The 24,623-nt window shown below is 28.9% G+C and carries 30 protein-coding genes; 27 read left to right on the forward strand and 3 right to left on the reverse strand.

What is annotated here, in order from left to right:
• Nucleotides 1-251: 251 nt before the first annotated feature.
• Nucleotides 252-2,897 (forward strand): hypothetical protein, encoded by a 2,646-nt coding sequence (locus ACSIGC_RS08810; protein ID WP_442264464.1) that lies wholly within the window; start codon nt 252-254, stop codon nt 2,895-2,897.
• A gap of 175 nt (nt 2,898-3,072) precedes the next feature.
• Here ACSIGC_RS08810 and ACSIGC_RS08815 read toward each other — a convergent pair whose 3' ends face one another.
• Nucleotides 3,073-4,299 carry a M14 family metallopeptidase gene (locus tag ACSIGC_RS08815; protein ID WP_442264465.1) on the reverse strand — a complete coding sequence of 409 codons (1,227 nt, stop codon included), beginning with the start codon at nt 4,297-4,299 and terminating at the stop codon, nt 3,073-3,075.
• 39 nt (nt 4,300-4,338) lie between these two features.
• Nucleotides 4,339-5,085: a LuxR C-terminal-related transcriptional regulator gene (locus ACSIGC_RS08820; RefSeq protein ID WP_442264466.1), complete on the reverse strand. Its 747-nt coding sequence runs from the start codon at nt 5,083-5,085 to the stop codon at nt 4,339-4,341.
• A 251-nt stretch (nt 5,086-5,336) separates the two neighbouring features.
• Here ACSIGC_RS08820 and ACSIGC_RS08825 point away from each other — a divergent pair, with 251 nt between their 5' ends.
• The 16 genes from ACSIGC_RS08825 (at nt 5,337) to ACSIGC_RS08900 (ending at nt 15,750) form a co-directional block, all read left to right on the forward strand.
• Nucleotides 5,337-6,950 (forward strand): vitamin K epoxide reductase family protein, encoded by a 1,614-nt coding sequence (locus tag ACSIGC_RS08825; protein WP_442264467.1) that lies wholly within the window; start codon nt 5,337-5,339, stop codon nt 6,948-6,950.
• Nucleotides 6,951-7,227: 277 nt separating this feature from the next.
• Nucleotides 7,228-9,414 (forward strand): peptidase domain-containing ABC transporter, encoded by a 2,187-nt coding sequence (locus tag ACSIGC_RS08830; protein WP_442264468.1) that lies wholly within the window; start codon nt 7,228-7,230, stop codon nt 9,412-9,414.
• Between the two features lie 77 nt (nt 9,415-9,491).
• Nucleotides 9,492-9,686, forward strand: a complete 195-nt coding sequence (locus tag ACSIGC_RS08835) for a hypothetical protein (protein WP_442264469.1) — start codon at nt 9,492-9,494, stop codon at nt 9,684-9,686.
• A 152-nt stretch (nt 9,687-9,838) separates the two neighbouring features.
• Complete coding sequence (locus tag ACSIGC_RS08840; RefSeq protein ID WP_442264470.1) at nt 9,839-10,870, forward strand: hypothetical protein; 1,032 nt, start codon at nt 9,839-9,841, stop codon at nt 10,868-10,870.
• Nucleotides 10,871-10,885: 15 nt separating this feature from the next.
• Complete coding sequence (locus ACSIGC_RS08845) at nt 10,886-11,020, forward strand: hypothetical protein (RefSeq protein WP_442264471.1); 135 nt, start codon at nt 10,886-10,888, stop codon at nt 11,018-11,020.
• 142 nt (nt 11,021-11,162) lie between these two features.
• Nucleotides 11,163-11,384, forward strand: a complete 222-nt coding sequence (locus ACSIGC_RS08850; protein WP_442264472.1) for a hypothetical protein — start codon at nt 11,163-11,165, stop codon at nt 11,382-11,384.
• 229 nt (nt 11,385-11,613) lie between these two features.
• Nucleotides 11,614-11,832, forward strand: a complete 219-nt coding sequence (locus ACSIGC_RS08855; RefSeq protein ID WP_442264473.1) for a hypothetical protein — start codon at nt 11,614-11,616, stop codon at nt 11,830-11,832.
• An 18-nt stretch (nt 11,833-11,850) separates the two neighbouring features.
• The gene (locus tag ACSIGC_RS08860) at nt 11,851-12,084 is read left to right on the forward strand and encodes a hypothetical protein (RefSeq protein WP_442264474.1); all 234 of its coding nucleotides are present in this window, start codon (nt 11,851-11,853) and stop codon (nt 12,082-12,084) included.
• A gap of 48 nt (nt 12,085-12,132) precedes the next feature.
• Complete coding sequence (locus ACSIGC_RS08865) at nt 12,133-13,422, forward strand: HlyD family secretion protein (protein ID WP_442264475.1); 1,290 nt, start codon at nt 12,133-12,135, stop codon at nt 13,420-13,422.
• 275 nt (nt 13,423-13,697) lie between these two features.
• A complete protein-coding gene (locus tag ACSIGC_RS08870) occupies nt 13,698-13,868 on the forward strand; it encodes a hypothetical protein (RefSeq protein WP_442264476.1) in 171 nt (56 codons plus the stop codon).
• A gap of 212 nt (nt 13,869-14,080) precedes the next feature.
• Entirely contained in the window at nt 14,081-14,275 is a 195-nt protein-coding gene (locus tag ACSIGC_RS08875) for a hypothetical protein (RefSeq protein WP_442264477.1), read from the forward strand.
• 60 nt (nt 14,276-14,335) lie between these two features.
• Nucleotides 14,336-14,524, forward strand: coding sequence for a hypothetical protein (locus ACSIGC_RS08880; RefSeq protein WP_442264478.1), 189 nt, complete (start codon nt 14,336-14,338; stop codon nt 14,522-14,524).
• Nucleotides 14,525-14,825: 301 nt separating this feature from the next.
• Nucleotides 14,826-15,023 (forward strand): hypothetical protein, encoded by a 198-nt coding sequence (locus tag ACSIGC_RS08885; RefSeq protein ID WP_442264479.1) that lies wholly within the window; start codon nt 14,826-14,828, stop codon nt 15,021-15,023.
• A gap of 71 nt (nt 15,024-15,094) precedes the next feature.
• A complete protein-coding gene (locus ACSIGC_RS08890; RefSeq protein WP_442264480.1) occupies nt 15,095-15,292 on the forward strand; it encodes a hypothetical protein in 198 nt (65 codons plus the stop codon).
• A gap of 20 nt (nt 15,293-15,312) precedes the next feature.
• A complete protein-coding gene (locus ACSIGC_RS08895) occupies nt 15,313-15,519 on the forward strand; it encodes a hypothetical protein (protein ID WP_442264481.1) in 207 nt (68 codons plus the stop codon).
• Nucleotides 15,520-15,531: 12 nt separating this feature from the next.
• A complete protein-coding gene (locus ACSIGC_RS08900; protein WP_442264482.1) occupies nt 15,532-15,750 on the forward strand; it encodes a hypothetical protein in 219 nt (72 codons plus the stop codon).
• Between the two features lie 112 nt (nt 15,751-15,862).
• Here ACSIGC_RS08900 and ACSIGC_RS08905 read toward each other — a convergent pair whose 3' ends face one another.
• Entirely contained in the window at nt 15,863-16,450 is a 588-nt protein-coding gene (locus tag ACSIGC_RS08905; RefSeq protein WP_442264483.1) for a riboflavin synthase, read from the reverse strand.
• 57 nt (nt 16,451-16,507) lie between these two features.
• Between ACSIGC_RS08905 and pdxA the strand changes: the two genes are divergently transcribed.
• The 10 genes from pdxA to ACSIGC_RS08955 all read left to right on the forward strand — a co-directional run bounded on the left by pdxA (nt 16,508) and on the right by ACSIGC_RS08955 (nt 24,622).
• Nucleotides 16,508-17,542 carry a 4-hydroxythreonine-4-phosphate dehydrogenase PdxA gene (pdxA, locus tag ACSIGC_RS08910; protein WP_442264484.1) on the forward strand — a complete coding sequence of 345 codons (1,035 nt, stop codon included), beginning with the start codon at nt 16,508-16,510 and terminating at the stop codon, nt 17,540-17,542.
• A gap of 63 nt (nt 17,543-17,605) precedes the next feature.
• Nucleotides 17,606-18,148 (forward strand): YceD family protein, encoded by a 543-nt coding sequence (locus ACSIGC_RS08915; RefSeq protein WP_442264485.1) that lies wholly within the window; start codon nt 17,606-17,608, stop codon nt 18,146-18,148.
• 1 nt (nt 18,149) lies between these two features.
• Nucleotides 18,150-18,344: a 50S ribosomal protein L32 gene (rpmF, locus tag ACSIGC_RS08920; protein WP_095069128.1), complete on the forward strand. Its 195-nt coding sequence runs from the start codon at nt 18,150-18,152 to the stop codon at nt 18,342-18,344.
• Between the two features lie 136 nt (nt 18,345-18,480).
• The gene (locus ACSIGC_RS08925) at nt 18,481-19,476 is read left to right on the forward strand and encodes a beta-ketoacyl-ACP synthase III (protein ID WP_442264486.1); all 996 of its coding nucleotides are present in this window, start codon (nt 18,481-18,483) and stop codon (nt 19,474-19,476) included.
• Between the two features lie 25 nt (nt 19,477-19,501).
• The gene (gene accB / locus ACSIGC_RS08930; RefSeq protein ID WP_442264487.1) at nt 19,502-19,993 is read left to right on the forward strand and encodes an acetyl-CoA carboxylase biotin carboxyl carrier protein; all 492 of its coding nucleotides are present in this window, start codon (nt 19,502-19,504) and stop codon (nt 19,991-19,993) included.
• A 48-nt stretch (nt 19,994-20,041) separates the two neighbouring features.
• A complete protein-coding gene (gene accC, locus ACSIGC_RS08935) occupies nt 20,042-21,379 on the forward strand; it encodes an acetyl-CoA carboxylase biotin carboxylase subunit (protein WP_299678574.1) in 1,338 nt (445 codons plus the stop codon).
• Between the two features lie 107 nt (nt 21,380-21,486).
• A complete protein-coding gene (locus ACSIGC_RS08940; RefSeq protein WP_442264488.1) occupies nt 21,487-22,341 on the forward strand; it encodes a DUF2911 domain-containing protein in 855 nt (284 codons plus the stop codon).
• Nucleotides 22,342-22,405: 64 nt separating this feature from the next.
• Nucleotides 22,406-23,650: a 3-deoxy-D-manno-octulosonic acid transferase gene (locus tag ACSIGC_RS08945; protein WP_442264489.1), complete on the forward strand. Its 1,245-nt coding sequence runs from the start codon at nt 22,406-22,408 to the stop codon at nt 23,648-23,650.
• Nucleotides 23,647-24,207, forward strand: coding sequence for a YeeE/YedE family protein (locus ACSIGC_RS08950; protein WP_442264490.1), 561 nt, complete (start codon nt 23,647-23,649; stop codon nt 24,205-24,207). The genes ACSIGC_RS08945 and ACSIGC_RS08950 overlap by 4 nt, the downstream gene beginning before the upstream one ends.
• A gap of 1 nt (nt 24,208) precedes the next feature.
• Complete coding sequence (locus ACSIGC_RS08955; RefSeq protein ID WP_442264491.1) at nt 24,209-24,622, forward strand: DUF6691 family protein; 414 nt, start codon at nt 24,209-24,211, stop codon at nt 24,620-24,622.
• Nucleotide 24,623 lies beyond the last annotated feature (1 nt).

Raw genomic sequence — 24,623 nt, forward strand, 5'->3', positions numbered from 1 at the left:
ACTAGGACTCCTGATATAGAGTAAGGTGACCTACATTAATAACACATTGATAATCAATAAAACCTTTCTAAAAAAAGTACTTTTTCAACCATTTTTTTTCAAAAAACACTACTTTTTTACGACTTTTTTATGGCTTTTTTTTAACAAAAAACTCTTGATCTAAAAACTTAGTTAAATCACCAAAAAAGCTTTTAAATTGCATTTTACAAAAACAACAGAGATAAACTCCTTTTATTTATATCTTTTTTTCAATGCAAGACAAACAAAACTTCAATGGTAATCGAGGTGAAACTAGAACAAAAGCTATATTAAGTGAATACTTTTATGTTAGTGAAAGAAGCGTAGATATTGATGGCGCTGATTTCATTGTAGAAATCATTCATAACTCTATTCAAAGCTTTAGAGACTTTAAAGAACAAGGTATTGTACAAGCTAAATATTTTGAAAAAAGTAATCAAGTCAAAATTGCTAAAGCATACATTGAAGATATTGATGGATTAAGAACAAACTTCTTTGCTTTTCTTCATACAAATGATGAAAATGGCAATAAAACTCACTACTTTTTCACCGCTAGTCAAATCAAAAAAGAGTTTAGACTAAAGAAAGACCCCAAAAACTCAAAGGATTATTACATTTTTAATTTAACAAAAACAAAAAAATTCAAAAACTATAAAAACTTAGATGAAAGTAAAATATTCAGAACTATTAAAGAGGGAATTTTAGCCACAGAAAAATACTCTCGTATAAAACTTATAAAAGAAATTGAAGAAAAATTTAAAAACCCCAAGAAAAACCTATCAGAAAACAACAATCAACAATTATTCGACGCTATCAAGAACAAACATATTGTCGAAAAACTACACATATGCCTAAACGAATACAAAGAATTTAGACGAATAACCTCCTGGAAATTAATAGATAAGATCACCTTTTTAAAAAGACCCAATACCCACACATACTATAATAGTTTTCAATTGTGTACAAATAATGAAGATATTATAAGTTTCTTTGAATCAATAGAAATAAAAAGAGAGGTTAAAATCACTAACAAAAAACTATTTAACAACATTCAAAGTGCAGAACAAAAGGTCAAAGAAATTATCAACATTCTCAATGATAATTTAATTTTTCAATTAAATCAAAAAACTAAAAATAAAATCACCAACATTGAACTACAAACTGAATCAATTTGTGATTGTATTGAATCGCACTACAGAAATCTAAATTTTCACTTGATAGCTAAAAAAGGTGTACTTGTTGTAAAACCTAATAACTTATGGGACTCACTAAAGCACTCTCTTACATTGACAAAAATTGGTGAATATGATTTAGCAAAAAAAATACTTAATGAGATTTCAAAATTAGCAAAAGAAGAAAAACAATTAATTATTTATTTTGTTTCAAAATACAATCTTCGCAAAATTGCTCTAAAGCAATGGGATGAAATTATTCCCGATTTAAATCTAGAGCTAGAAACACTAAATATCTCAAATGAATATTTCTCTATTCTTAACGGTATAAATAATGGTAATTTTTCAGGTGATTATCATAACTCAATAGACGAATACTATTCTCAAATAAAAGATTACAAACAAAGAAGAAGCATCCATAGCACTCTAGATATTGCTAAAAAAATATATTACAGGTATGGTGAGTATATTAATTTTATAGACGGTAATTATATTCACCAAGATAATATATATGATAAGCTAACAGAAAAAGTAATAGAAAGCCTTATCATCTCTTATTCCATGACAAATGATCACACAAATCATTTCAATGAATTCAATGATTTTATTATTGAGAAAATAATTCATAATTGTGAACCTGACAACCTATTAAAATATATTCAAAGAAACAACATTAGCGAACTACCTTATCATTCTTTAACTAATTACATAAATACAGTTATATCTAATTTATTTTCAATCGACAACATAACCTTCTTAGAATCTGAAATTACATATATAGACAATAGATCAAAAAACAAAGATTTAAGAAAAACTATTGAAAGAATATTTCAAAATCTTTGTATTTTAATTGCATATTTGAAAGCTGATTTTGATAAAAACTTACTTAATAAAGTAATAATATTTATAGAACGATTAGACTTTTCCATTCATGAATTATCATTACTATCTTACCCTCTACTAAAAAAACCATATTTATTTTCTTGTCATGAAATAATCAAGTTAATAAATCTATTAATAGACAAAAAATTAACCCGAGGTTTCTTAATAACTAATGCTATATATTCACTTAATGAAAAAGGATACATGTTTAAGAATAAAGATTTTGAAACCCTAACTAAAATATTCAATATTGCTATTGAAAACTCAGAATACGGAATTTTAAAAGCATTAAAAACAACAACTTACAACCTCCATCAAAAAAGTCTTGAATCTCAAATTAACCAAACACTTAATAAAAAGTTCAACAAAACATTATTTTACAATAGTGTCATAAGTAAACATATTAGAATTAATGAAAAGCACCTTAATGAGTATATTGAATCCAACTACAAACTAATCAATAATAGTACTCCCTACCTATCAACAGGCAAAAGCTCAAATACAGGTATACCATTCAAGTTCAGAGAACCTTTAAACCAATTAATCACAGTTCTGTACATACTAGACGAAAAAAAAATCCTCTCGAATCATATGATAAAAAAAATAAGAGAATTCCACTCTTATTACAATTTTATTTTAGATTTTGAAAAGTATACTATTCCTACAGATTTTAATATAAATTGGTTATTAGAGAATAAATCTGATGTGGTCCTCAATAAAATTTCTCAAAACAAAAAATTAAAATTAATGCTTAAACAATCTTTATTTCCTGATTTTAACAAAGAGTTTGTAAGGTTATATATTGATTATTTCGATAAAAATTAAATTTATTTTTTTACTACTTTTTTACTACTTAAAAAAACAAATTAAAATTAAAAAACTAAAAAACAGTAAGTTATAACAAAAAAGCAAATTACTCATAATCAGGGGGTCCATGGTTCGAGCCCATGTGGGACCACCTTTAAAGCTTCACTTTTTGTGAAGCTTTTTTGTTTTTAAATCAGTATTTATTTAAAACCTTCATCATTTCTTCCGCAGTAACTTTACCTATTAGTTTTATTCGCTCTCTTGGTGTTTCATCTCCAATTTCGTATGTGATCCCTACGGCATTATGACCGTACAAAAACCAACCTTTAGATACTGGTTTCTTACTATTACCTGGTTTTTCGTTTACTTTGTAATTTGGAATTTCTTTTTCTAAAGCTGCAAACCAACTTTTTATAAAATCAGGAAAAACTGTTCCTTCTTTTATTTTATTCGTGTAAAAAACATCTTCATAAGTAGAATGAAAATCTAAACCTAAAACTATTTTACTCTTAAACTTTTTACTTTCTTTAAGTATAAATCTTACTATTTGCTTAATTTCAGATTGACGATACTGAGACCAATCTCTATTAGTATCAACTCCATTGGCATTATGCCTCCAATGCCCTAAATCAACACCATCTGGATTCACAATAGGAAAAGCCAGTACTCTATATTTTGTAAAAAACGTTTCTGTTAAATTATTTTCTTTTAAAATAGATTTTAAAAATTCTTGGTAAGCAAAAAAACCTGTTACTTCTGGCGGATGTTGACGTGTTAACAAAACAACAATTGGTTTATTTTCTTTAGTTCCTTTAAAAATATCTAAAACAGGAAGATTACGCCCTAACTTAGTTTTCCCTACACTCTTTAAATGAACATAATTTTTAGATCTAATAAGAGTTTTATACCATTTTTCGGTATCCTTAACTGTTACAACCTCTTGAGCTGAAACCCATGTTGTATCTTTTGAAAGATCCAACTTCATTATAAATAAAGAGTCTCTTTTATAAATTAAGCTAGAATCTAATGATTTCCAATTCTCACTGTTTCTTTTTAATTTAGGGACATAACGATGTTTAAAACCTTTTGGATATGTGAACTTTACATATATTGTTTTTGGTTGACTACTCCACAATTTAAATGAATAATAAGCACTATTATTTATTGGTGTATTTTCAGGTTCAACAAATGCCGTAAATAAAGAATCATTTTCCTTAAAAAAATCACTTAACCTTGCTCCATTAAATTTATTTGAAGCAAAAACTTCTTTCTCTATAGAAAACACTTTTTTATCCTGAAGTGTTATTTTCTTTGAGTTTGTATCTACAATATTTTCAAAAGGTACCCTTTTAACAGAATTACATTTAAAAAATAAAAAAATGACTATTGAAAACACTATATATTTAAATTGAAACTTCATATTTATATTTTTAGATCTTTATTATCGTGCTTTATAACTTCAACTTACTTTTTTAATTAACTCGGACACTTTATTTACACCAGTTTTTTTATATATATTTTTTATATGTGTATGAATAGTATGTAAAGAGACCGAAAGTTTATCTGCTATTTCTTTTCGAGAAAACCCTTCAACCAGCAAAGCAGTTATTAAATTTTCTGTTTTAGTTAACTGTTCCTTTTTGTAAATTATTTTTTTTTCAAATAAAGTAATTTGCTTCCTTCCTTCATTTAAACGAACAATTCCTTTTACTCCATTAATAAACTGACTTGATTCATAACATAAACCAGTGGATAAAATAGGTAATTTACCATCAAACTTTGTATAAGAACTAAACTCTACCATTTGCATTATTATCCCAGAATTTTTATGCTTGATTTTATAATAAATTTCAAAAACTATTTTACCTCTTTGTTCAAAATCTAATTCTTTGGAAAAATCATTCATCTTTGGAAATAAATTAGTCGTTAATAATTCAAAATCCTCTTCAACCATGATAAGCGGTAAAATATGCATTCCTTTTTCACGAAACTCTTCTGAGCTATATCCTGTAAAACTATAACAAGCATCATTAACATACTCGTACTTCATTGTATTTAAGTTTAATACATAAAAAATAGAATTTGAATTTATCCCTACATTTCCTATAACTTTAAACTGATCCAAAAAAGCCTGTAATTCATCAGTTTTAATACTCGAAGTATTATGTAATTGCTCTATATGTTTATTTAAAATAACCTTTTTCATATTTATCCATTAAGTATTTACAAATTTAAAAACACTGAGTAATTGACAATAAATTCGTTGTATTTTTTTCAAAACCAATATTTTTTAACCCTTTTTTTAAGAAATTCCCTCAAATAAAACACTCTTAGTAAAACAAAAAAATGTTAAATTTTTAAACAAAAAACAGCTGTTTTAAAAAAAATTGTAACTTTAGAGTCATCAATCAATAAATTTAAAATAAGTATTTCCTCAGTGAAATACTATTGCCTCCTATGAAAAATGCATTATCTTTGATAGTACAAAAGTTGCTATCATTAAACGGAATTGTATATGATAAGAAAGAATTAGCTTTCCAAATTCAAAGTCATCCTTCTTATCCAAGTCTTCATGCAATAACAGGTGTTCTCGATCATTTTAACATTGAAAACATTGCTGCTGAAGTACCTACTGATAGTCAAACCTTACAACAATTACCTGATAGTTTTATTGCTCAAATATCTACAGACAAGGGAGATGATTTAGTAACAGTTAAAAAGGACTCTAAGAAATCTATTTATATAATAACTAGCGGAGAAGATAATAAAGAAAAAAAACTTACAGAAGGTGAATTCTTAACACAATTTACTGGAATTATTGTTGCTGTTGAAAAAACAGATAACATTACAACCTCTAGAGAAGAAAGCAATGTTAAAAACTTTGTTTTAATAGGTTTATTGTCTGCTGCAATCCTTTTCTTATTAATCAACGAAAACAACAGTCTTGTTAATTATGCTTACAGTCTATTAGCCATATTCGGAGTTATTACAAGCTATAGCATATTAAAACAAGAGTTAGGAGAAAGTACTGCTATTGGAAATGCTTTTTGTTCAGGTACCGACGAGAAAAAAGATTGTGATGCTGTATTAAACTCAAAAGGAGCTGAGATTATTAAAAACCACAAACTAAGCGATTTAAGCATTGTTTATTTTTCAAGTGTATTAATTGCATCATTTTTATTAAAGAATTTAAATCCACTTTTACTTATTGGTTTAATTTCTTTACCAATTACAATATACTCCATTTACTATCAATACAAAGTAGTAAAATCATGGTGTTTACTATGTTTAACAATAGTAGCGATTCTATGGTTACAAGCCGCTTTAATTTTTGTTCATAAAGATCCTTCATTTATTATCTCAAACTTAAAATTAACTGATATAACCATTACAATAATTTCTTTTATTGGTATTTATTTAACTTGGAGCTTTATAAAGCCTATGGCTAAAGAGTTAAGCACGCTACAAAAAGAGAAAATTGATTTTGTAAAGTTCAAAAGAAATTTTAATCTTTTTAATAGTTTACTAGTAAAATCTCCTAGTTTGAATACAAACATTAATAATCATAATGAAATTGTTTTTGGAAATAAAAATGCTGCTTTAGAAATCGTTACTGTAACAAACCCATTTTGTGGACACTGTAAAGGAGTACACGAAATAGTAGATGAAATACTAAAGAAATATAACGATTCAGCTAAAGTAATTATTCGCTTTAATGTTCCTGTAGATGATAATGAAAGTGCTGGTGTAAAAGTTACAAGTACATTAATTGAACTTTACAACTTAGGTCAAATAGAAGATTGTAAAATTGCGTTAGATGAAATTTATAGTGGTACCGATCACAAAAAATGGTTAGAAAAATGGAATAAAGAATCACAAACTACAAACCCTATAGAAGTTTTAAAAGCTGAAAAAGAATGGTGCGTTGAAAATGGGATAAACTTTACTCCGGAAATTTTAATCAACGGTAAATCTTTCCCAAAAGAATACAACAGAACAGATTTAATCTTTTTTATAGAAGATTTAGAGGAACATTTTCAGGCTTCATTAAACCTTCATGTAGAGGATTAAAATTAGGCAAAGCCGCAATAGCGACTTTACCTTTCGAACAAAATTCTCTCGCGAAGAATAGACACACTTGGTGAGTGTCTTAAAATGTTCGCCGCAAATGTAATCTTAAAATTTAAATTATTAGGGGAAAAGTAATAAATAAGCATAAAAACCTTATTATTTAAAATCATTTTAAAAACTTTCACCTTATTTGTTACATTTTAGAATTGCAGTGTAAATCACAATAAGTTTTATATAAACTAAAAGTGAGTTTTTAACCAAATGAATTAGAATATACTTGAAAAAATTTCCACATTATAAACAAACAGAGGCTAAAGATTGCGGGCCTACTTGTATAAAAATAATTGCCAAACACTACGGTAAGACTATTAATACACAGCAACTCAGAGAACTCAGTGAAACAACAAGAGAGGGAAGTAGTTTATTAGGCCTTAGTGAAGCTGTTGAATCTATGGGGTTCAAATCTTTAGGAATCAAATTAGCTTTTGAGAAATTAAAAGAAGCTCCATTACCTTGTATTGTTCATTGGAACAAAAACCACTATGTAGTTCTTTATAAAATAAAAAAAGATAACGTATACATATCTGATCCAGCACACGGACTAATAACTTTAACTAAAAAAGAATTCATTAAACATTGGATTGGTAATAATGCTGATGAAAATACTGAAGACGGCATAGCTTTATTAGTTGAACCAACTGCTGCATTTTATTCACAAGAATTTGAAGAAGATGAAAAGTTTGGTTTTTCGTTTATTTTTAAATATCTAATTAGATACAGAAGTTTCGTAATTCAATTAATTATTGGATTACTAGCAGGAAGTTTACTTCAATTAATATTACCTTTCTTAACTCAAAGTGTTGTAGATGTTGGTATTGAAAATCAGGATTTAAACTTTGTTTATCTTATTTTATTTGCACAATTATTCTTATTCATTGGAAAAGCTTCTCTTGAAATTATACGAAGTTGGATTTTATTACATTTAAGCACACGAATAAACATTTCTTTAATTTCCGATTTCTTTATTAAACTAATGAAATTACCTATTTCATATTTTGATGTAAGAATGACAGGGGATTTATTACAAAGAATAAACGATCATAAGAGAATAGAACGTATTTTAACTACCTCTTCTTTATCTGTACTTTTTTCATTTATTAACCTAATTATATTCAGTTTTGTTCTAGGGTTTTATAGTTTACAAATTTTTGGTGTTTTCGTATTGGGAAGTGTACTTTATTTTGCTTGGGTTTTATTCTTTTTCAAAAAGAGAAAAGAATTAGACTATAAGCGTTTCTCTGAAGTAAGCCAGGAACAAAGTAAAGTAATTGAACTTATAAATGGAATGCAAGAAATTAAACTCCATAACGCAGAAAGAAGAATGCGCTGGAATTGGGAATATGTTCAAGCTCGTCTATTTAAAGTTGCAACTAAAAGTTTAGCATTAGAGCAAACTCAAAGTGTTGGTTCTAATCTTATTAACGAGTTAAAAAACATGTTAATAACCATTCTTTCAGCAAAACTGGTTATTGATGGAGATATTACTCTCGGTATGATGATGGCTATCAGCTATATTGTTGGTCAGTTAAACGGACCAATTATGCAACTTATCAACTTTATGAGAGATGTACAAGATGCTCAAATATCATTAGATCGTTTAGGTGAAATTCACAATATGGAAGATGAAGAAAAACCTAGCGACGAAAAAGTGACCAACATCCCAATAAATCACCCTATAAAACTTAAAAATGTTTCTTTTAGATACACAGGGGGATTAGAACCAGTTATAAAAGATTTAAGTTTAGAGATACCTGCAAACAAAACTACAGCAATTGTTGGAGTAAGCGGAAGTGGAAAAACCACATTAATGAAATTATTACTCGGTTTTTATCAAATTGAAAAGGGTGAAATTATTGTAGGAAACTTTAATTTAAAAAACATATCACAAAAGGAATGGAGAAGAAATTGTGGTGTAGTAATGCAAGAAGGTTATGTTTTTAATGATAGTATCGCCAAAAACATTGCTGTTGGTGAAGATTTTGTTGATAAAGAAAAACTTAGTCACGCTATTAAGGTTGCTAATATTTCTGATTATATTGAAGCTTTACCACTTGGTTATAACACCAAAATTGGTAGTGAAGGTAACGGGTTAAGCACAGGTCAAAAGCAAAGATTATTAATTGCTAGATCTGTTTACAAAGACCCTAAATTCTTATTCTTTGACGAAGCTACATCTGCTTTAGACGCAAATAACGAAAAAGTTATTATGGAAAATTTAAACAACTTTTTTGCGGATAAAACAGCAGTTGTTATTGCACATCGTTTAAGCACAGTTAAAAACGCACATCAAATTGTTGTACTTGATAAAGGAAAAATTGTAGAACAAGGAAATCATGAAGAATTAATAAAATTGAAAGGAAACTACTATCATCTAGTTAAAAATCAACTTGAATTAGGTAGTTAATATTTTAAAAAAAAAGACACATCCTTGAGTGTCTTTAAATAATCAAGGATCAAATATTTTTAAACTAAATAATTAATATGAAAAAATCAATTTCAACATTAGGAAAAATTTTAAACAAAGAAGAACTAGCTCTTATAAATGGACAAATTTCTAGAGAAGAATTTTGTGCTATAAAAAAATCTGTCCTTTTAGGTGATTACCAAGGAGATTTAAGTTATGGTTACAAAAGCTATTACACTCATTGTGGCTCATATGGCTACCCACTTTGGTAAAACTAAATTAATAAAAGGGGAATAATCTCCCCTTTTAAAAAAATCTAAAAACAATGGTAAAATTTATTTTTTTATTCTTTTGTGCGTATTGTTGCTTTAGTCAAAAAGTTCTCCATGAGATCCCATTTAGATTAATTGATAATCAGATATTTTTGAATATTAAAATAAACAATAAACCATTAAATTTAATGTTTGACACAGGTGAATTTGGAGTAGTTTTAGATAATAATAGTCCATTATCATCAAAAATATCTCCAAGAAAACTAAGTAAAAAACCATTAATATTTAGTATAAATAATTTCAGAAAAAAGGAAAGATTTGTAAGATTAAATAATATATCTGAACATTTAGGAGAATCATGTGATGGCATTATCGGAATAGATTTTTTTAAAGAATATTTATTAGAAATAAACTACCAAACCAGTGTGATTAATCTATTTGATCTTAATGAAAATAAATTAAATGATTATGAAAAGCTTAACACCATTCATCACACCAAAGATTTGGCGTTTTTTAAGAGATTCACAGTCAACTTGAAAATCTCCACAAATAACAAAGGCAATATTGCTGGAGACTTTTTAATTGATACTGGTAGTAGTAGGAACATATCAACAATTAACAGTTTAAACGAACTAAAACTAAACCCAAAGCCATTTAAAATCAAATTATTAAATTCTAGTCCTCATGGTTTTAATTCTCCTACATATTTTAAAATAAAGGAAATTTTTCTTAATAAAACCTGTTATAAAGATATAATAATAGACAACAATGAAGATGTAAAGTTCCCTAAAGAAAGTAGAACTAAATTAAAAGGAATTATAGGTGGTGGTTTTTTAAAAAAGTTCAATCTTTTAATTAACTACAACAAATCGGAAATCTATTTAAAAAATCATAAAAAAAAACATTTAAATGATTATATAAGCGATGGAATTAGAATAAAAGATTACAGAAAGACTAAAAAAAAACTAATCATTGCTAGTGTTATAAACCCTCAAAAAAACACTTTAAAAGTAGGTGACGAAATACTAAAGATAAATGATATAAATTTTAAAGATCTTGATTTAAACAGGTATAAATTAAACAAGAAAAAACCAGGCAACATTAACAACTATATCATAAAAAGAGACAATAAAATCATTACCGTAAAAAAAATATCCAAATCTATAATAAACACCAATACATAAAACAAAATAATTAATATGAAAAAATCAATTTCAACACTAGGAAAAGTATTAAACAAAGACACACAAAAGAAAATCAACGGAGGATTTGGAAACAACTGTCCTACAATAGATTTTTTATGTGATGATCTTACTGATACTGGTTGTTGTTAATATTTTTTTTAGACAATGAATGTGTTTTAGTTTGTAACTAAAAACACATTTTCTTAACTATATTTTTTCGCGAAGAATAGACATAGACCTTGAATGTCTTTAATTGATCAAGGATTTAATTAACATTTAAATCATATGAGTTATGAAGAAATCAATTTTAAAACTAGGTAATGTTTTAAACAAAGCTCAACAAAAAACAATCGCAGGAGGAAACAGTGTATTCACTGGACCTTGTTTTGAATGGTGCGCAGATCCAGATATACAAGAACTTTATTACAAACCTCTTTTTTGTAACTGTACAGTAAGTGGTGGAGGCACTTCTCCAGGAAACCCTGGAGATGGAGGTCCGCAAGATCCGGTATAATAGATAATTTAAATTAATAAACAATGAAAAAATCAATCTTAAATATCGGAAAAGCTCTCAATAAAAATGAGCAAAAAAATATAAATGGTGGTGTTTTTGGATCATCATGTACTGGGTTTGAAAAATACCCTGTTAGTTCGTGTAGCCAATGCGTAAATAAAATTATACCTAATGGGCCTACGTTTTGTTTCAACAACTGCTGTATTCAAGCATATTAATTTTTAAAATAATGAAAAAATCAATCTTAAATATCGGAAAAGCTTTAAACAAAGCCGAACAAAGAAAAGTTAACGGAGGATTTGGTAGTTGTGATGACTACACAGGACCTTTTTGTTATGCAGATAGTATTCCTGGATGTGCATCTTGTGCAGAATACAATGCATTACCAAGACGACATAAGGCTTGTGCCTTTACTCATGCAGAATGTGAAATTCCAGTAAACTTATAATTTTTTCAATTAATAATAATGAAAAAATCAATCTTAAATATTGGAAAAAAATTAAACAAAACCCAACAAAAGAAAATAACAGGAGGTTTTGGAGACCTTTTTATCGGAAGTTCTTGTTACACTTCTCTTAGTAGATGTAACTCAGCAATGTCTTCGGCCATTGCTAATGGAGCTAATCCTGCATGCACAAAATGTGAACAGTGTACTACATTTTTCGGTACCACTGGTTACCAAGTAAGAATTTACTGTTAATACTAATTGTAGTGAGGGATCACACTCCCTCACTTTTTATAAAAATAAATGCCACAGAATAGTCAAGACATAGAAATTAGAAGCGAAGAAGTTCAAGAAATTCTAAACAAAGTACCTAGTTGGATGATAAGGTATGGTAACATCTTAATCTTATTATTAATTATCATGTTGCTTTTCATTTCTTGGTTTGTAAAATACCCTGACGTTATTAAAACTCAGGTTATGGTTACAACTACAAATCCACCAGAGAAAATTTTTGCGAGAACTACTGGACAATTTGAAGTTCTTTTAGCAAATGAAGGTACTGAAGTTAAACAAAATGAAATTTTAGCTGTTATTAAAAATAGTGCTTCATACAAAGATGTATTGTTTTTAAAAAGTATAGTAGATACTATAGAGTTTCACAACGAAAAATTTAACTTTCCTATAAACGATATCCCTCCATTGGTATTAGGCGATATTAATTCTAGTTTTTCTCAATTTGAAAATGACTATCAGGCGTATCAACTAAATAAAGATTTAGATCCTTTAAAATCACAAGTAAATTCTAGACAAATATCTGTAATAGATGCGAGAAGAAATCTTAGTAATATGTTGTTCCAAAAAAAATTAAGTGAAAAACAATTAAAACTTAAGGAAGAAGGTTATGAAAGAAGTAAACAGATGTTTGAAAAGGGTGTGATTTCTGCTAAAGATATGGAACAGCTTGAACATGAATTCATTCAAGCTCAAAGAAATCATGAAAACATGAAAACTAGCATTTCACAAATTAGGGAACAAATCAATAATTCATCTCAAAATCTAGATGATGCAAGTATAAAAAAAATTCAGAACGATAGAAACCTTCAAAAAAGAGCTAAACAATCTTTTTTACTACTTAGAAAAGCAATTAGTGATTGGGAAAATAATTATGCCTTAACCACCTCTGTAGGTGGTAAAGTTTCTTTTCTTTCTTTTTGGAGTAGAAATCAAACAGTTAAAACTGGAGATTTAATTTTTACAATCATACCAAATAATGCAAAAGATTTTATTGGTAAAATTAAAGCTCCTATAGCTAATTCAGGTAAAATAAAGACTGGACAAAAAGTACAAATAAAACTATTAAATTATCCTTCAGATGAATTTGGTAAGCTAGATGGAAAAATAAGAAGTATTTCTTCTATTCCAGATCAAGAAGGGAATTATTTAATAGATGTAGATTTACCCAATAATCTTACAACTTCTTATGAAAAACAATTAGAATTTAGACAAGAAATGCAGGGTAATGCAGATATAATAACAGAAGACCTTAGGTTAATAGAAAGATTTTTCTATCAACTTAAAAATGTCTTAAAATAAAAAATAATCTTTCGCGAAGAATAGACATAAACCTTGGTGTCTTAAAATGAACAAGGATTTAATTAACCTTAAATCTTTCTCGATTATGAAAAAATCGATTTTAAATTTTGGTACTCCTATCACCAAAACCCAACAAAAAGAAATTCACGGCGGTATAAATACGCTTCCATGTGTTTGCCGTAATAAACCTACACTACTAGTTAGTTGTTTTATAGTTTGTGATGATGGTTCTTATCCAATTTTAGCGGTAGGATAACTTTTAAAAAACTCGCATCATGAAAAAACTTAAAAACATAGATTCTTCTAGAATTCTAAAGAAAAATGAATTGAAATCTATCACAGGTGGCATAACTTGTTTTGAATGTTATGATAATTGTGTAGCTACTTCAAAAGACAGAATGGAATTAGGAATATGTTTTGATAATTGTCAATTAATTTGCTCTTAAACATACTTTTTTAGTACAGTTTAATAGTTTTTGACATCATATTCTTTTGTAAAAAAATGTAAGCTACATATTCAGTTTAACATTTATGTTTTTGTAGATAGCTTTTTTAGCTAGGCTACTATCCTTATTAGTATTAAAAACTAGAGTAATTAGATACAAGATCAATTATTGATCTGAAAAATCTATTTAATTAACCTTTAAAACAAATATTCATGAAAAAATCAATCTTAAATCTTGGTAAATTTTTAAACAAGGCAGATCAAAGAAAAATTAAAGGAGGAATTATTGCAAACTGCCCAACTTATGAACCTAGTAAGTGTACTGCTTGTGGTGGACATCCTTTAGCAAACGGATGTTGTTTAGGTTCTCGAGAAACACATTTTTGTTTATCAGGAATCCATCCTTAAACAAAAGATAAAATTAAGGATCAAAACCTTTAATTATTTATTAACCTTAAAAGAAATATCATGAAAAAATCAATCTTAAAATTAGGAAATATTATTAAAAAAGTCGATCAGAAAAAAATCAATGGTGGTGGTTTAGGTACTTGTTATCAAAAAGGTGTTATGTGCTGTAGAGAAACCTCAATACCTGAACTAAATCCGTTTTGTGAGCCTGGAAGATGTACTATTTATGGATCTTGTTTTTATTATTAATTAGTACACAAAATGAAAAAATCAATCTTAAATCTAGGCAAAAGCTTAAATAAAAAACAACAAAAAAAAATCAATGGCGGATTAGGCATTAGATGTTATAGATCAGAAGATTGCCGTGGTTCTTCAGACTGCTGCAATTTTGGTCAATGCATAGATACCACACACGCTATATTAGAACCGTATTGCTCTTAAGAAAACGTAAGAAATTACCTTTTGAACAATTTTTTTCGCGAAGAATAGACACAAGCCTTGAGTGTCTTTAAATGTTCAAGGATTTAATCAATTTTTAAATCTTTCAATTATGAAAAAATCAATCTTAAATGTTGGAAAAGCTTTAAACAAAGCTGAACAAACTGAAATTTTAGGTGGAATTATTACTGAGCCTATTAAAATTAAAACATGTGCCGAAGTGTGCCCTACTGCTACTTCAAGAATAAAATGTGGACCTCCTCACTGTCCTGGAGTATGTGATGGTCGTGGCGGTTGGTATAACTATTAATCAAAACAAATTATAATCTGCATTTGAGGAGTTACTACCAACTCCTCATTGCTTAAACTAATTAAAAAATTATGAAAAAATCAATCTTAAAATTAGGTACCACATTAAACAAAATTCAACAAAAGGAAATAAACGGTGGTAAAATGGCGCAAGACTGTCAAATATATGACCCTGCCACAGGATGGCAAAGTGGATGGTCTGTAGAAGACGCACAATGGTTATATCATAACGAAGCTTCTGTTACCGGATATTGCTGTGCTAGTTGTTAATCTTTAAAAATATTAAAATTATGAAAAAATCAATCTTAAAATTAGGTACATCTTTAAATAAAGTTCAACAAAAAGAAATTCACGGTGGATATATTCCAACACCTTATCAATTTTGCTGTACAAGAACACAAGGATTTTGGTTAAGCAACTATCCTTTTTTAGGCAACGATCCGATGTATGATTGTGGCCAATATGGTTCATGCAGAGATGGAGATTTCCCTTTTTAAATTGAATTCATTATGAAAAAATCAATTTTAAAATTAGGTAAAAAACTTAATAAAAGCATTCAAAAAAGCATTAATGGTGGTCAATATTCATATTGTCCTCCATCTCCAACATGCTATGGTGTTTTTGATACCCAATTAGGATCAAACTGTGGAACTTGCGAACAATATCATGCTTTACCTTTCGAATGTAAAATGCGTGTTAAAGTAAGTGTATATTGTTTTGATTTTTAGTTATTGAAACAAAATTCACACATATTGACAATAAATTTTACATAAGAAATTATTTCTTATATTCTATTTATTGTCAGTTATAAAAAAGAAAGACTACCATATGGTAGTCTTTCTAATTTTTACTAGTCAATCTTGCAACATATTTGCCGATAACATCAAACTCTAAATTCACTTTCGTTCCTATTTGAAAATGTTTAAAAACTGTATGTTCTAAAGTATAAGGAATAATTGCTACACTAAATTCATTTAATTTAGAGTTTACAACGGTTAAACTAACTCCATTCACGGTTATCGATCCTTTTTCTATAGTAACATTATTTAATCCAGAATCATATTCAAAAGTAAAGACAGTACTTCCTCCTTCTTCTTTAATATCTTTACAAAATCCAATTTGATCAACATGACCTTGAACAATATGACCGTCTAAACGATCTCCTAACCTCATTGCTCTTTCTAAATTAACTTCATCTCCTACTTTTAAATCCCCTATATTACTTTTATCAATAGTCTCTTTAATAGCTGTAACAGTATATTCGTCATTATCAATTGCCACAACAGTCAAACAAACACCATTATGAGCAACACTTTGATCTATTTTTAATTCGTTAGTAATTTCACTCTTTAAAGAAACATGAATATTCTCTTGTTCTTTCTTGAGCTCAGTTACACTTGCAAGTGTTTCAATTATACCTGTAAACATTCCTTAAAATTTAGTTACTTTTGTTAACATCAAAAATACAACATAGGTATTCTAAATATGGAAAAAACGAATAAAATTATTGTCGGAATCTCAATAGGTGATATTAATGGTATAGGTGTAGAGGTAATTCTTAAAACATTTGAAGATAAGAGAATGTTAGAATTTTGTACTCCTGTTATTTTCGGCTCTAACAAAGTTATTTCATTCCATAAAAAAGCATTAAACTTAAATAATAGTATCCATGGTATTCAGTCTTTAGACAAAATTGTACATGGAAAAATCAATCTACTAAATATTTGGAAAGAAGATATTAAAGTAGAACTTGGTAAAATAACTCCCGAAGGAGGAAAATATGCATTAAAATCTTTAAGTATGGCAATTAAAGCACTTAAAAACGATACTATTAATGTATTATTAACAGCTCCTATAAATAAAGAAAACATCCAATCGAAAGAATTTAATTTTCCTGGACACACAGAATTTTTAGAAAATGAATTGGAAGGTGAAAGCTTAATGATATTAATGTGTGAGGATTTAAGAATAGGTTTAATTACAGGTCATGTACCTGTTTCTAAAGTCACAGAACTTATTACACCAGAATTGATAAAGAAAAAAGTAAACATAATGCATCAATCTTTAAAAAGAGATTTTAGTATTAACAAACCAAAAATTGCAATTTTAGGATTAAATCCTCATTGTGGAGATAAAGGTGTAATAGGTAAAGAAGACGACGATATCATACGTCCAACAATAGCTGAGATTAAAAAAACTGGAAAAATGGTTTTCGGACCTTATGCTGCTGATGGTTTTTTTGGTTCTAAGACTTACGAGCAATTTGATGGAGTTTTAGCAATGTATCACGATCAGGGTTTAGCTCCTTTCAAAGCCTTATCCTTTGGAAATGGTGTAAATTTCACTGCTGGACTTAACAGAATTAGAACTTCACCAGACCATGGAACAGGTTTTGATATTGCAGGAAAAAACATAGCAAACGTAGAATCTTTTAAAGAAGCTTTATTTAGTTCTTTAAAAATTTATAGAAACAGAAAAGAAAATATTGAATTAGAGTCAAATACATTAAAATCAAAATAGTTCTAATTCTTCTTTTTTAAAAAAATATTTTATTATATTTGCGCCCTCAAATTGATATTGTAAATGAAAGGTTTAAAAGAATATAGTATTCCTTTTGTAGGTTTAAAAGAAGGTAGCCACGAGTTTCAATACCAAATTGACAACACGTTCTTTAAAGAATTTCAGTATGAAGAATTCAACGAAACTAACGTAATAGTTGATGTTGAGTTCATAAAAAAGAGTACTTTATTTGAAGTTTTGTTCTCAATTAGCGGTTCTGTAAATGTACCTTGTGATTTAACAAGTGAATTATTTGATCAGCCAATTGAAGGAGATTATAAATTGATTGTTAAGTTCGGACAAGAATTTAACGATGAAAATGAAGAAATTTTAATCATTCCTCATGAAGAATATCAATTAAATATTGCTCAATATATTTATGAACTAATAATTCTTTCTGTTCCTAACAAAAGAGTACATCCAGATGTAACCAATGGAACAATGCAATCTGAAACTTTAAAGAAACTTAAGGAATTAGAGATTAATAAAGAGAAACCGGTTGAAGATGAGTCAACCGACCCGAGGTGGGATAAGTTAAAAGATTTACTAACAGGAAAAAACACATAAAATGGCACATCCTAAGAGAAAAATATCAAAAACTAGAAGAGATAAGAGAAGAACTCACTATAAAGCTACTATGCCTCAGATAGCTGTTGATCCTACTACTGGAGAAGCACATTTATATCATAGAGCTCACTGGCATGAAGGTAAGTTATATTACCGCGGTCAAGTAGTAATTGATAGTACTGAAGCTGAGGCTTAATATATTATAACTTCTATCAAGATTTTATAGTTTAACATATTTAACGTCAAAAACGAAAGTTTTTGGCGTTTTTTTCGTTTTCAAGTGAAAAAAAAATCACTACTTTTGAAAACTAAATTTACTATAAGTAACAAACATGGCTAAAATAACTGCAGCAATTACAGCAGTGGGAAAATATGTTCCTGACTACATTCTAACCAACCAAGAGTTGGAAACAATGGTAGACACCAATGATGAGTGGATTACCTCTAGAACCGGAATTAAAGAAAGAAGAATATTAAAAAAAGAAGGTGAAGGTACTTCTTACTTAGCCATTAAAGCAGCTGAAGATTTAATCAACAAAAACAATATTGATCCAAAAGAGATTGATTTAGTTATTGTAGCGACTGCAACTCCAGATATGTTGGTTGCATCTACAGCAGTATATACTGCAACAAAAATTGGTGCTACAAATGCATTTGCTTACGATTTACAAGCAGCTTGTTCTAGCTTTTTATATGGTATGTCTACAGCTTCTAGTTATATAGAGTCTGGTAGATATAAAAAAGTATTATTAATTGGAGCAGATAAAATGTCTTCAATTATTAATTATACAGACAGAGCTACATGCATTATTTTCGGTGATGGGGCTGGTGCTGCTTTATTTGAACCTAACGAAGAAGGGTTAGGTCTTCAAGATGAGTATTTAAGGAGTGATGGAATAGGAAGAGAATTCTTAAAAATTGATGCTGGAGGTTCAATTTTACCTACTTCAGAAGAAACGATTAAGAACAATCAACATTATGTACATCAAGAAGGTAGAACTGTATTTAAGTTTGCAGTTTCTAACATGGCAGATGTTTCTGAAAAAATACTGGAACGCAACAATCTAACAAAAGAAAATGTAAATTGGTTAGTTCCTCATCAGGCTAATAAAAGAATTATAGAAGCTACTGCCAATAGAATAGGTTTAGCTGAAGAAAAAGTAATGATGAATATTAGCAAATATGGTAATACTACCTCTGCTACCTTACCTTTATTACTTGCAGATTATGAAAAAGAACTTAAAAAAGGTGATAATTTAATTTTTGCTGCATTTGGTGGTGGTTTCACTTGGGGAGCTATCTACTTAAAATGGGCGTATAATAAATAGACACAATCAACTAAAATTATAGACAATGGACATTAAAGAAATTCAAAATCTTATTAAGTTCGTAGCAAAATCTGGTGCTAGCGAGGTTAAGCTAGAAATGGATGATGTAAAAATCACCATTAAAACTGGATCAGATGCACCAGAGACAAAAATTATTCAAGCTGCAGCACCCCTAGCTGCTGCACCTCAAGTTGTTGCTACTCAACCAGTAGTAGCTCAACCAGTTGCTGAAGCTGCTACCCCAGCCGCACCAGCTAAATCAGATGACGATTCTAAATACGTTACTATAAAATCTCCAATTATAGGTACTTTATACCGTAAACCATCTCCAGACAAACCTGTGTTTGTAGAAGTTGGTGATGAAATTAAAGCTGGAGATACTGTATGTATTATTGAAGCAATGAAACTTTTCAATGAAATCGAATCTGAGATTTCAGGAAAAATCGTAAAAGTTTTAGTAGATGATTCAACTCCTGTTGAATTCGATCAACCATTATTCTTAGTTGACCCATCTTAATTTATCGTATAGCTTAATCGATTAAGCTATTAATTAACTATTACAATTATGTTTAAAAAAATATTAATTGCCAATAGAGGTGAAATTGCACTTCGTGTAATTCGTACCTGTAAAGAAATGGGTATAAAAACAGTAGCTGTTTACTCTAAGGCTGATGCAGAAAGTTTACATGTAAGATTTGCTGATGAAGCAGTTTGTATTGGACCTGCACCAAGTAACGAATCTTACTTAAAAATGGATAGAATTATTGCTGCTGCAGAAATTACAAATGCAGATGCAATTCACCCAGGTTATGGATTTCTTTCTGAAAATGCAAAGTTCTCTAAACTTTGTGAAGAGCACGAAATTAAATTTATCGGTGCTTCAGAAGAAATGATTTCTAAAATGGGAGATAAAGCTACAGCTAAAGCTACAATGATTGCTGCAGGTGTACCTTGTATTCCTGGTTCTGAAGGAATTTTAGATTCTTACGAAGAAGCAGAAAAAATCGCTGTTGATATGGGATTTCCTGTAATGTTAAAAGCTACCGCTGGTGGTGGTGGAAAAGGGATGCGTGCTGTATGGAACAAAGAAGATTTAAAACCTGCTTGGGATTCTGCTCGTATGGAAGCAAAAGCTTCTTTCGGAAACGACGGAATGTACATGGAAAAGTTAATTGAAGAGCCAAGACATATAGAAATTCAAATTGTTGGTGATTCATTTGGTAAGGCTTGTCACTTATCTGAAAGAGATTGTTCTGTACAACGTCGTCACCAAAAATTAACTGAGGAAACTCCTTCTCCATTCATGACAGATGAATTAAGAAATGCAATGGGAGAAGCTGCAGTAAAAGCTGCTGAATATATTAAGTACGAAGGAGCTGGTACTGTTGAATTCTTAGTAGACAAACACCGTAATTTCTACTTTATGGAGATGAATACTCGTATTCAAGTAGAGCACCCAATTACTGAAGAGGTTGTTGATTACGATTTAATTCGTGAGCAAATTTTAGTTGCTGCTGGAGTTCCTATTTCTGGTAAAAACTATACTCCACAGTTACACTCGATCGAATGTAGAATTAATGCAGAAGATCCTCACAAGAACTTTAGACCTTCTCCTGGAAAGATTACTTCTTACCACGAGCCAGGTGGACATGGAGTTCGTATTGATACGCATGCTTATGCAGGATATACAATTCCACCAAACTACGATTCTATGATCGCTAAATTGATTGTAACTGCACAAACTCGTGAAGAAGCAATTAATAAAATGAAGCGTGCTTTAGATGAGTATATCATTGAAGGGATTAAAACTACAATTCCTTTCCACAGACAATTAATGGATCATCCTGATTACGTAGCTGGTAATTACACTACGAAATTCATGGAAGATTTCGAAATTAAATAAATTCAAAAAGGGCTGTCTTGTTAGACAGTCTTTTTTATTTACGTCTATTTGTAATTAATTTTAGTTTTCTCGTCTACTTCAATACAAAACAAAGACAAACTATCCTTATGAAAGCTAAATTAATCTTACTTATTACACTACTAACGTGCGCATCGTTAATTTCTCAAATTACACAACCTAGTTTAAGCCCTAAAATTACAACTAAACAAAAAGTTGGTTTAGCTAACATCAATTTACAATACGGACAACCAAGTGTGAAAGGAAGAACAATTTTTGGTTCTTTAATTCCGTATAATAGAATTTGGAGAACTGGCGCTAATGCTTCAACAAAATTTACAACAGATAAAGAAATTAATGTTGCTGGTTTAAACCTTCCTGCTGGAACTTACGGTTTATATTCTATTCCTGAAGAAAAAGAATGGACAATCATATTCAATAAGAAAAGTAATTTATGGGGAAGCGCCGGATATAATAAAGAAAATGATATTATTCGTTTTAAAATACCAGTAACTACCTCAAAAGAATTAAGAGAAACATTCTCTATATATTTTGAAAACTTTACGATTAATGGAGCTAGTATGGTTATTGCTTGGGAGAATACGATTATTAAAGTTCCTGTTCTAGTAAATTCAGATCGTATTATTGAAGAACAAATCGCTTCAAAAATAACAAATGAAAAAGGAGAAATTAAAGCACAAACGTATTTTGATGCTGCTCAATATTATTATCAAAAAAACAAAGATTTAAAGCAAGCTTTAATCTGGTTTACAAAAGCAGAAGAGTTAAGACCTCAAGCTTTTTGGTATACATATTATAAATCTGAATTGGCTTTAAAATTGAATCAAAAAGATATCGCTAAAATAGGAGCTCAAAAATGTTTAAAAGCGGCAAAAAACAGCAAGAGTTCTGACTATGGTTATATTGCTAAATGCTCTTTATTATTAAAAGCAATAGACAATTAAAAAACAAAACATATTTGACTCTTTAAAAGGCTAATTATAATTAGCCTTTTTATATTTTTGAAGCATGAATTTTCTTTACAACATTCTCATTCATCTAGCTTACTATATTATACAGTGTTTAAGTCTGTTTAATAAAAAACTAAAACTATTTGTTAATGGACGTAAAGAGACTTTTAAAAAACTAGCTTCAATTACCTCTAATGATCGTGTTTTTTGGATTCATGCCGCTTCTTTGGGTGAGTTTGAGCAAGCCAGACCCATCATTGAAAAACTAAAAATTAAATATCCAAATCATAAAATTGTAGTTACTTTCTTTTCTCCTTCAGGATATGAAATCAGAAAAAACTATAATCTAGCAGATATTGTTTGCTACTTACCTTTCGATACCAGAAGAAACGTAAAACGTTTTATAGAGTTAGTACATCCTGATTTAGCTATTATTGTTAAATATGAATTCTGGCCTAATTTATTGAATCAACTAAAAAAGTCTAATACTAAAACCATTTTAGTTTCTGGAATATTTAGAAAAGATCAACTGTTTTTTAAATCTTACGGACAATGGATGCGTAAGTTTTTACATACTTTTTCTTTCTTTTTTGTTCAAAATGAATCCTCTAAAAAATTATTAAACGACATTAATCTAGAAAATGTAAATGTTTCTGGTGATACAAGGTTCGATCGCGTTTCTGAAATTCTAGATCAAGATAATACTATTGAAGCTATAGAGTTATTTAAAAATAATACTTACACAGTTGTTGCAGGAAGCACATGGAAAGAAGATGATGAGTGTATAGTAAACTACATAAATAATCATGCTAAGAAAGATGAAAAATTTATTATCGCTCCGCATAATATCGATAAAAATAAAATAGAAGAATTAAGAAATCTCATCTTAGAGAAAACAATCTTATATTCTGAAAGAAACAATGTTAATCTTTCAGATTATAAAGTTCTTATTGTTGATAATATTGGATTACTTACCAAAATATATTCTTATGCTAACACAGCTTATGTTGGAGGAGGACTAGCAACTGGCTTACATAATATTTTAGAACCTGCAACTTTTGGTATACCTGTAGTTTTTGGTGGAAATAAACATCAAAAATTTCAAGAAGCAAAAGATTTAATGCTACTTGGCGGTGCAAAAACTATATTAAATACTAACGATTTTTCTAATATCTTTGTTAGCTTAAAAAAAGATATTAACCTAAGAGTTACTATGGGGAACATCAATAAAAAATATATAGAAGATAATATAGGTGCGACTCAAAATATACTCTATTATATAGAAAATAATATTACAACGTGAGTTTTTTACTTGACCCTTGGCCATGGTATATTTCTGGTCCTTTAATTGCTATCATTTTATTACTATTCTTTTACTTTGGAAAAAGTTTTGGTGTATCATCAAACTTAGAAACTTTATGTACAATTAGTGGAGCAGATAAATTTTCCGACTATTTTAAAAAAGATTGGAAAGAAAGAGATTGGGCCTTAATATTTTTAGTAGGTTTAATTATTGGAGGTTTTATAACTAACAACTATTTCTCTACAAATGCTCCAATAAATCTAAATCCAAAAACAATTATAGAGTTAAACGAATTAGGTTTTTCTAATGCTGGTAAGACCTTAATGCCTAATGAATTATTCGATTTTGAACATATTTTCACTTTGAAAGGATTCTTACTTTTATTAGTCGCAGGAATTTGTATTGGTTTTGGAACACGTTATGCCGATGGTTGCACTTCCGGTCATGCAATTACAGGATTAAGTAATTTACAACTACCTTCTTTAATTGCTGTTATAGGTTTTTTTATTGGTGGTTTAATAATGATTTGGTTAATCTTCCCTCTTTTATTTGGATAACATGAAACACATACGTTTTTTATTAATAGGAATTTTATTTGGCATCATATTAACTAAATCAGAAGCCGTTTCTTGGTATAGAATCTATGAAATGTTCAAGTTTCAATCTTTTCATATGTATGGAATTATTGGAACAGCCATAGCGACTTCAATGATTTTTATGTATCTTTTTAAAAAAGGAATTATTAAAGATTATTTAGGAAACAAAATTAAACCTAAGGATAAAAGCAAAGAATATAAAAAAACTCTAATAGGAGGAATCATTTTTGGTTTAGGTTGGGCTTTAGCAGGATCATGCCCTGCTCCTATCTTCGTCTTAATTGGTAATGGTGTTTTTGCGATAATAATTGTTCTTTTAGGAAGTTTAATCGGAACTTTTATTTACGGTTTACTTAATAAGAAATTACCAAAATAAA

This window comes from Tenacibaculum aquaeponti (assembly GCF_052084715.1).
Classification (GTDB): domain Bacteria; phylum Bacteroidota; class Bacteroidia; order Flavobacteriales; family Flavobacteriaceae; genus Polaribacter.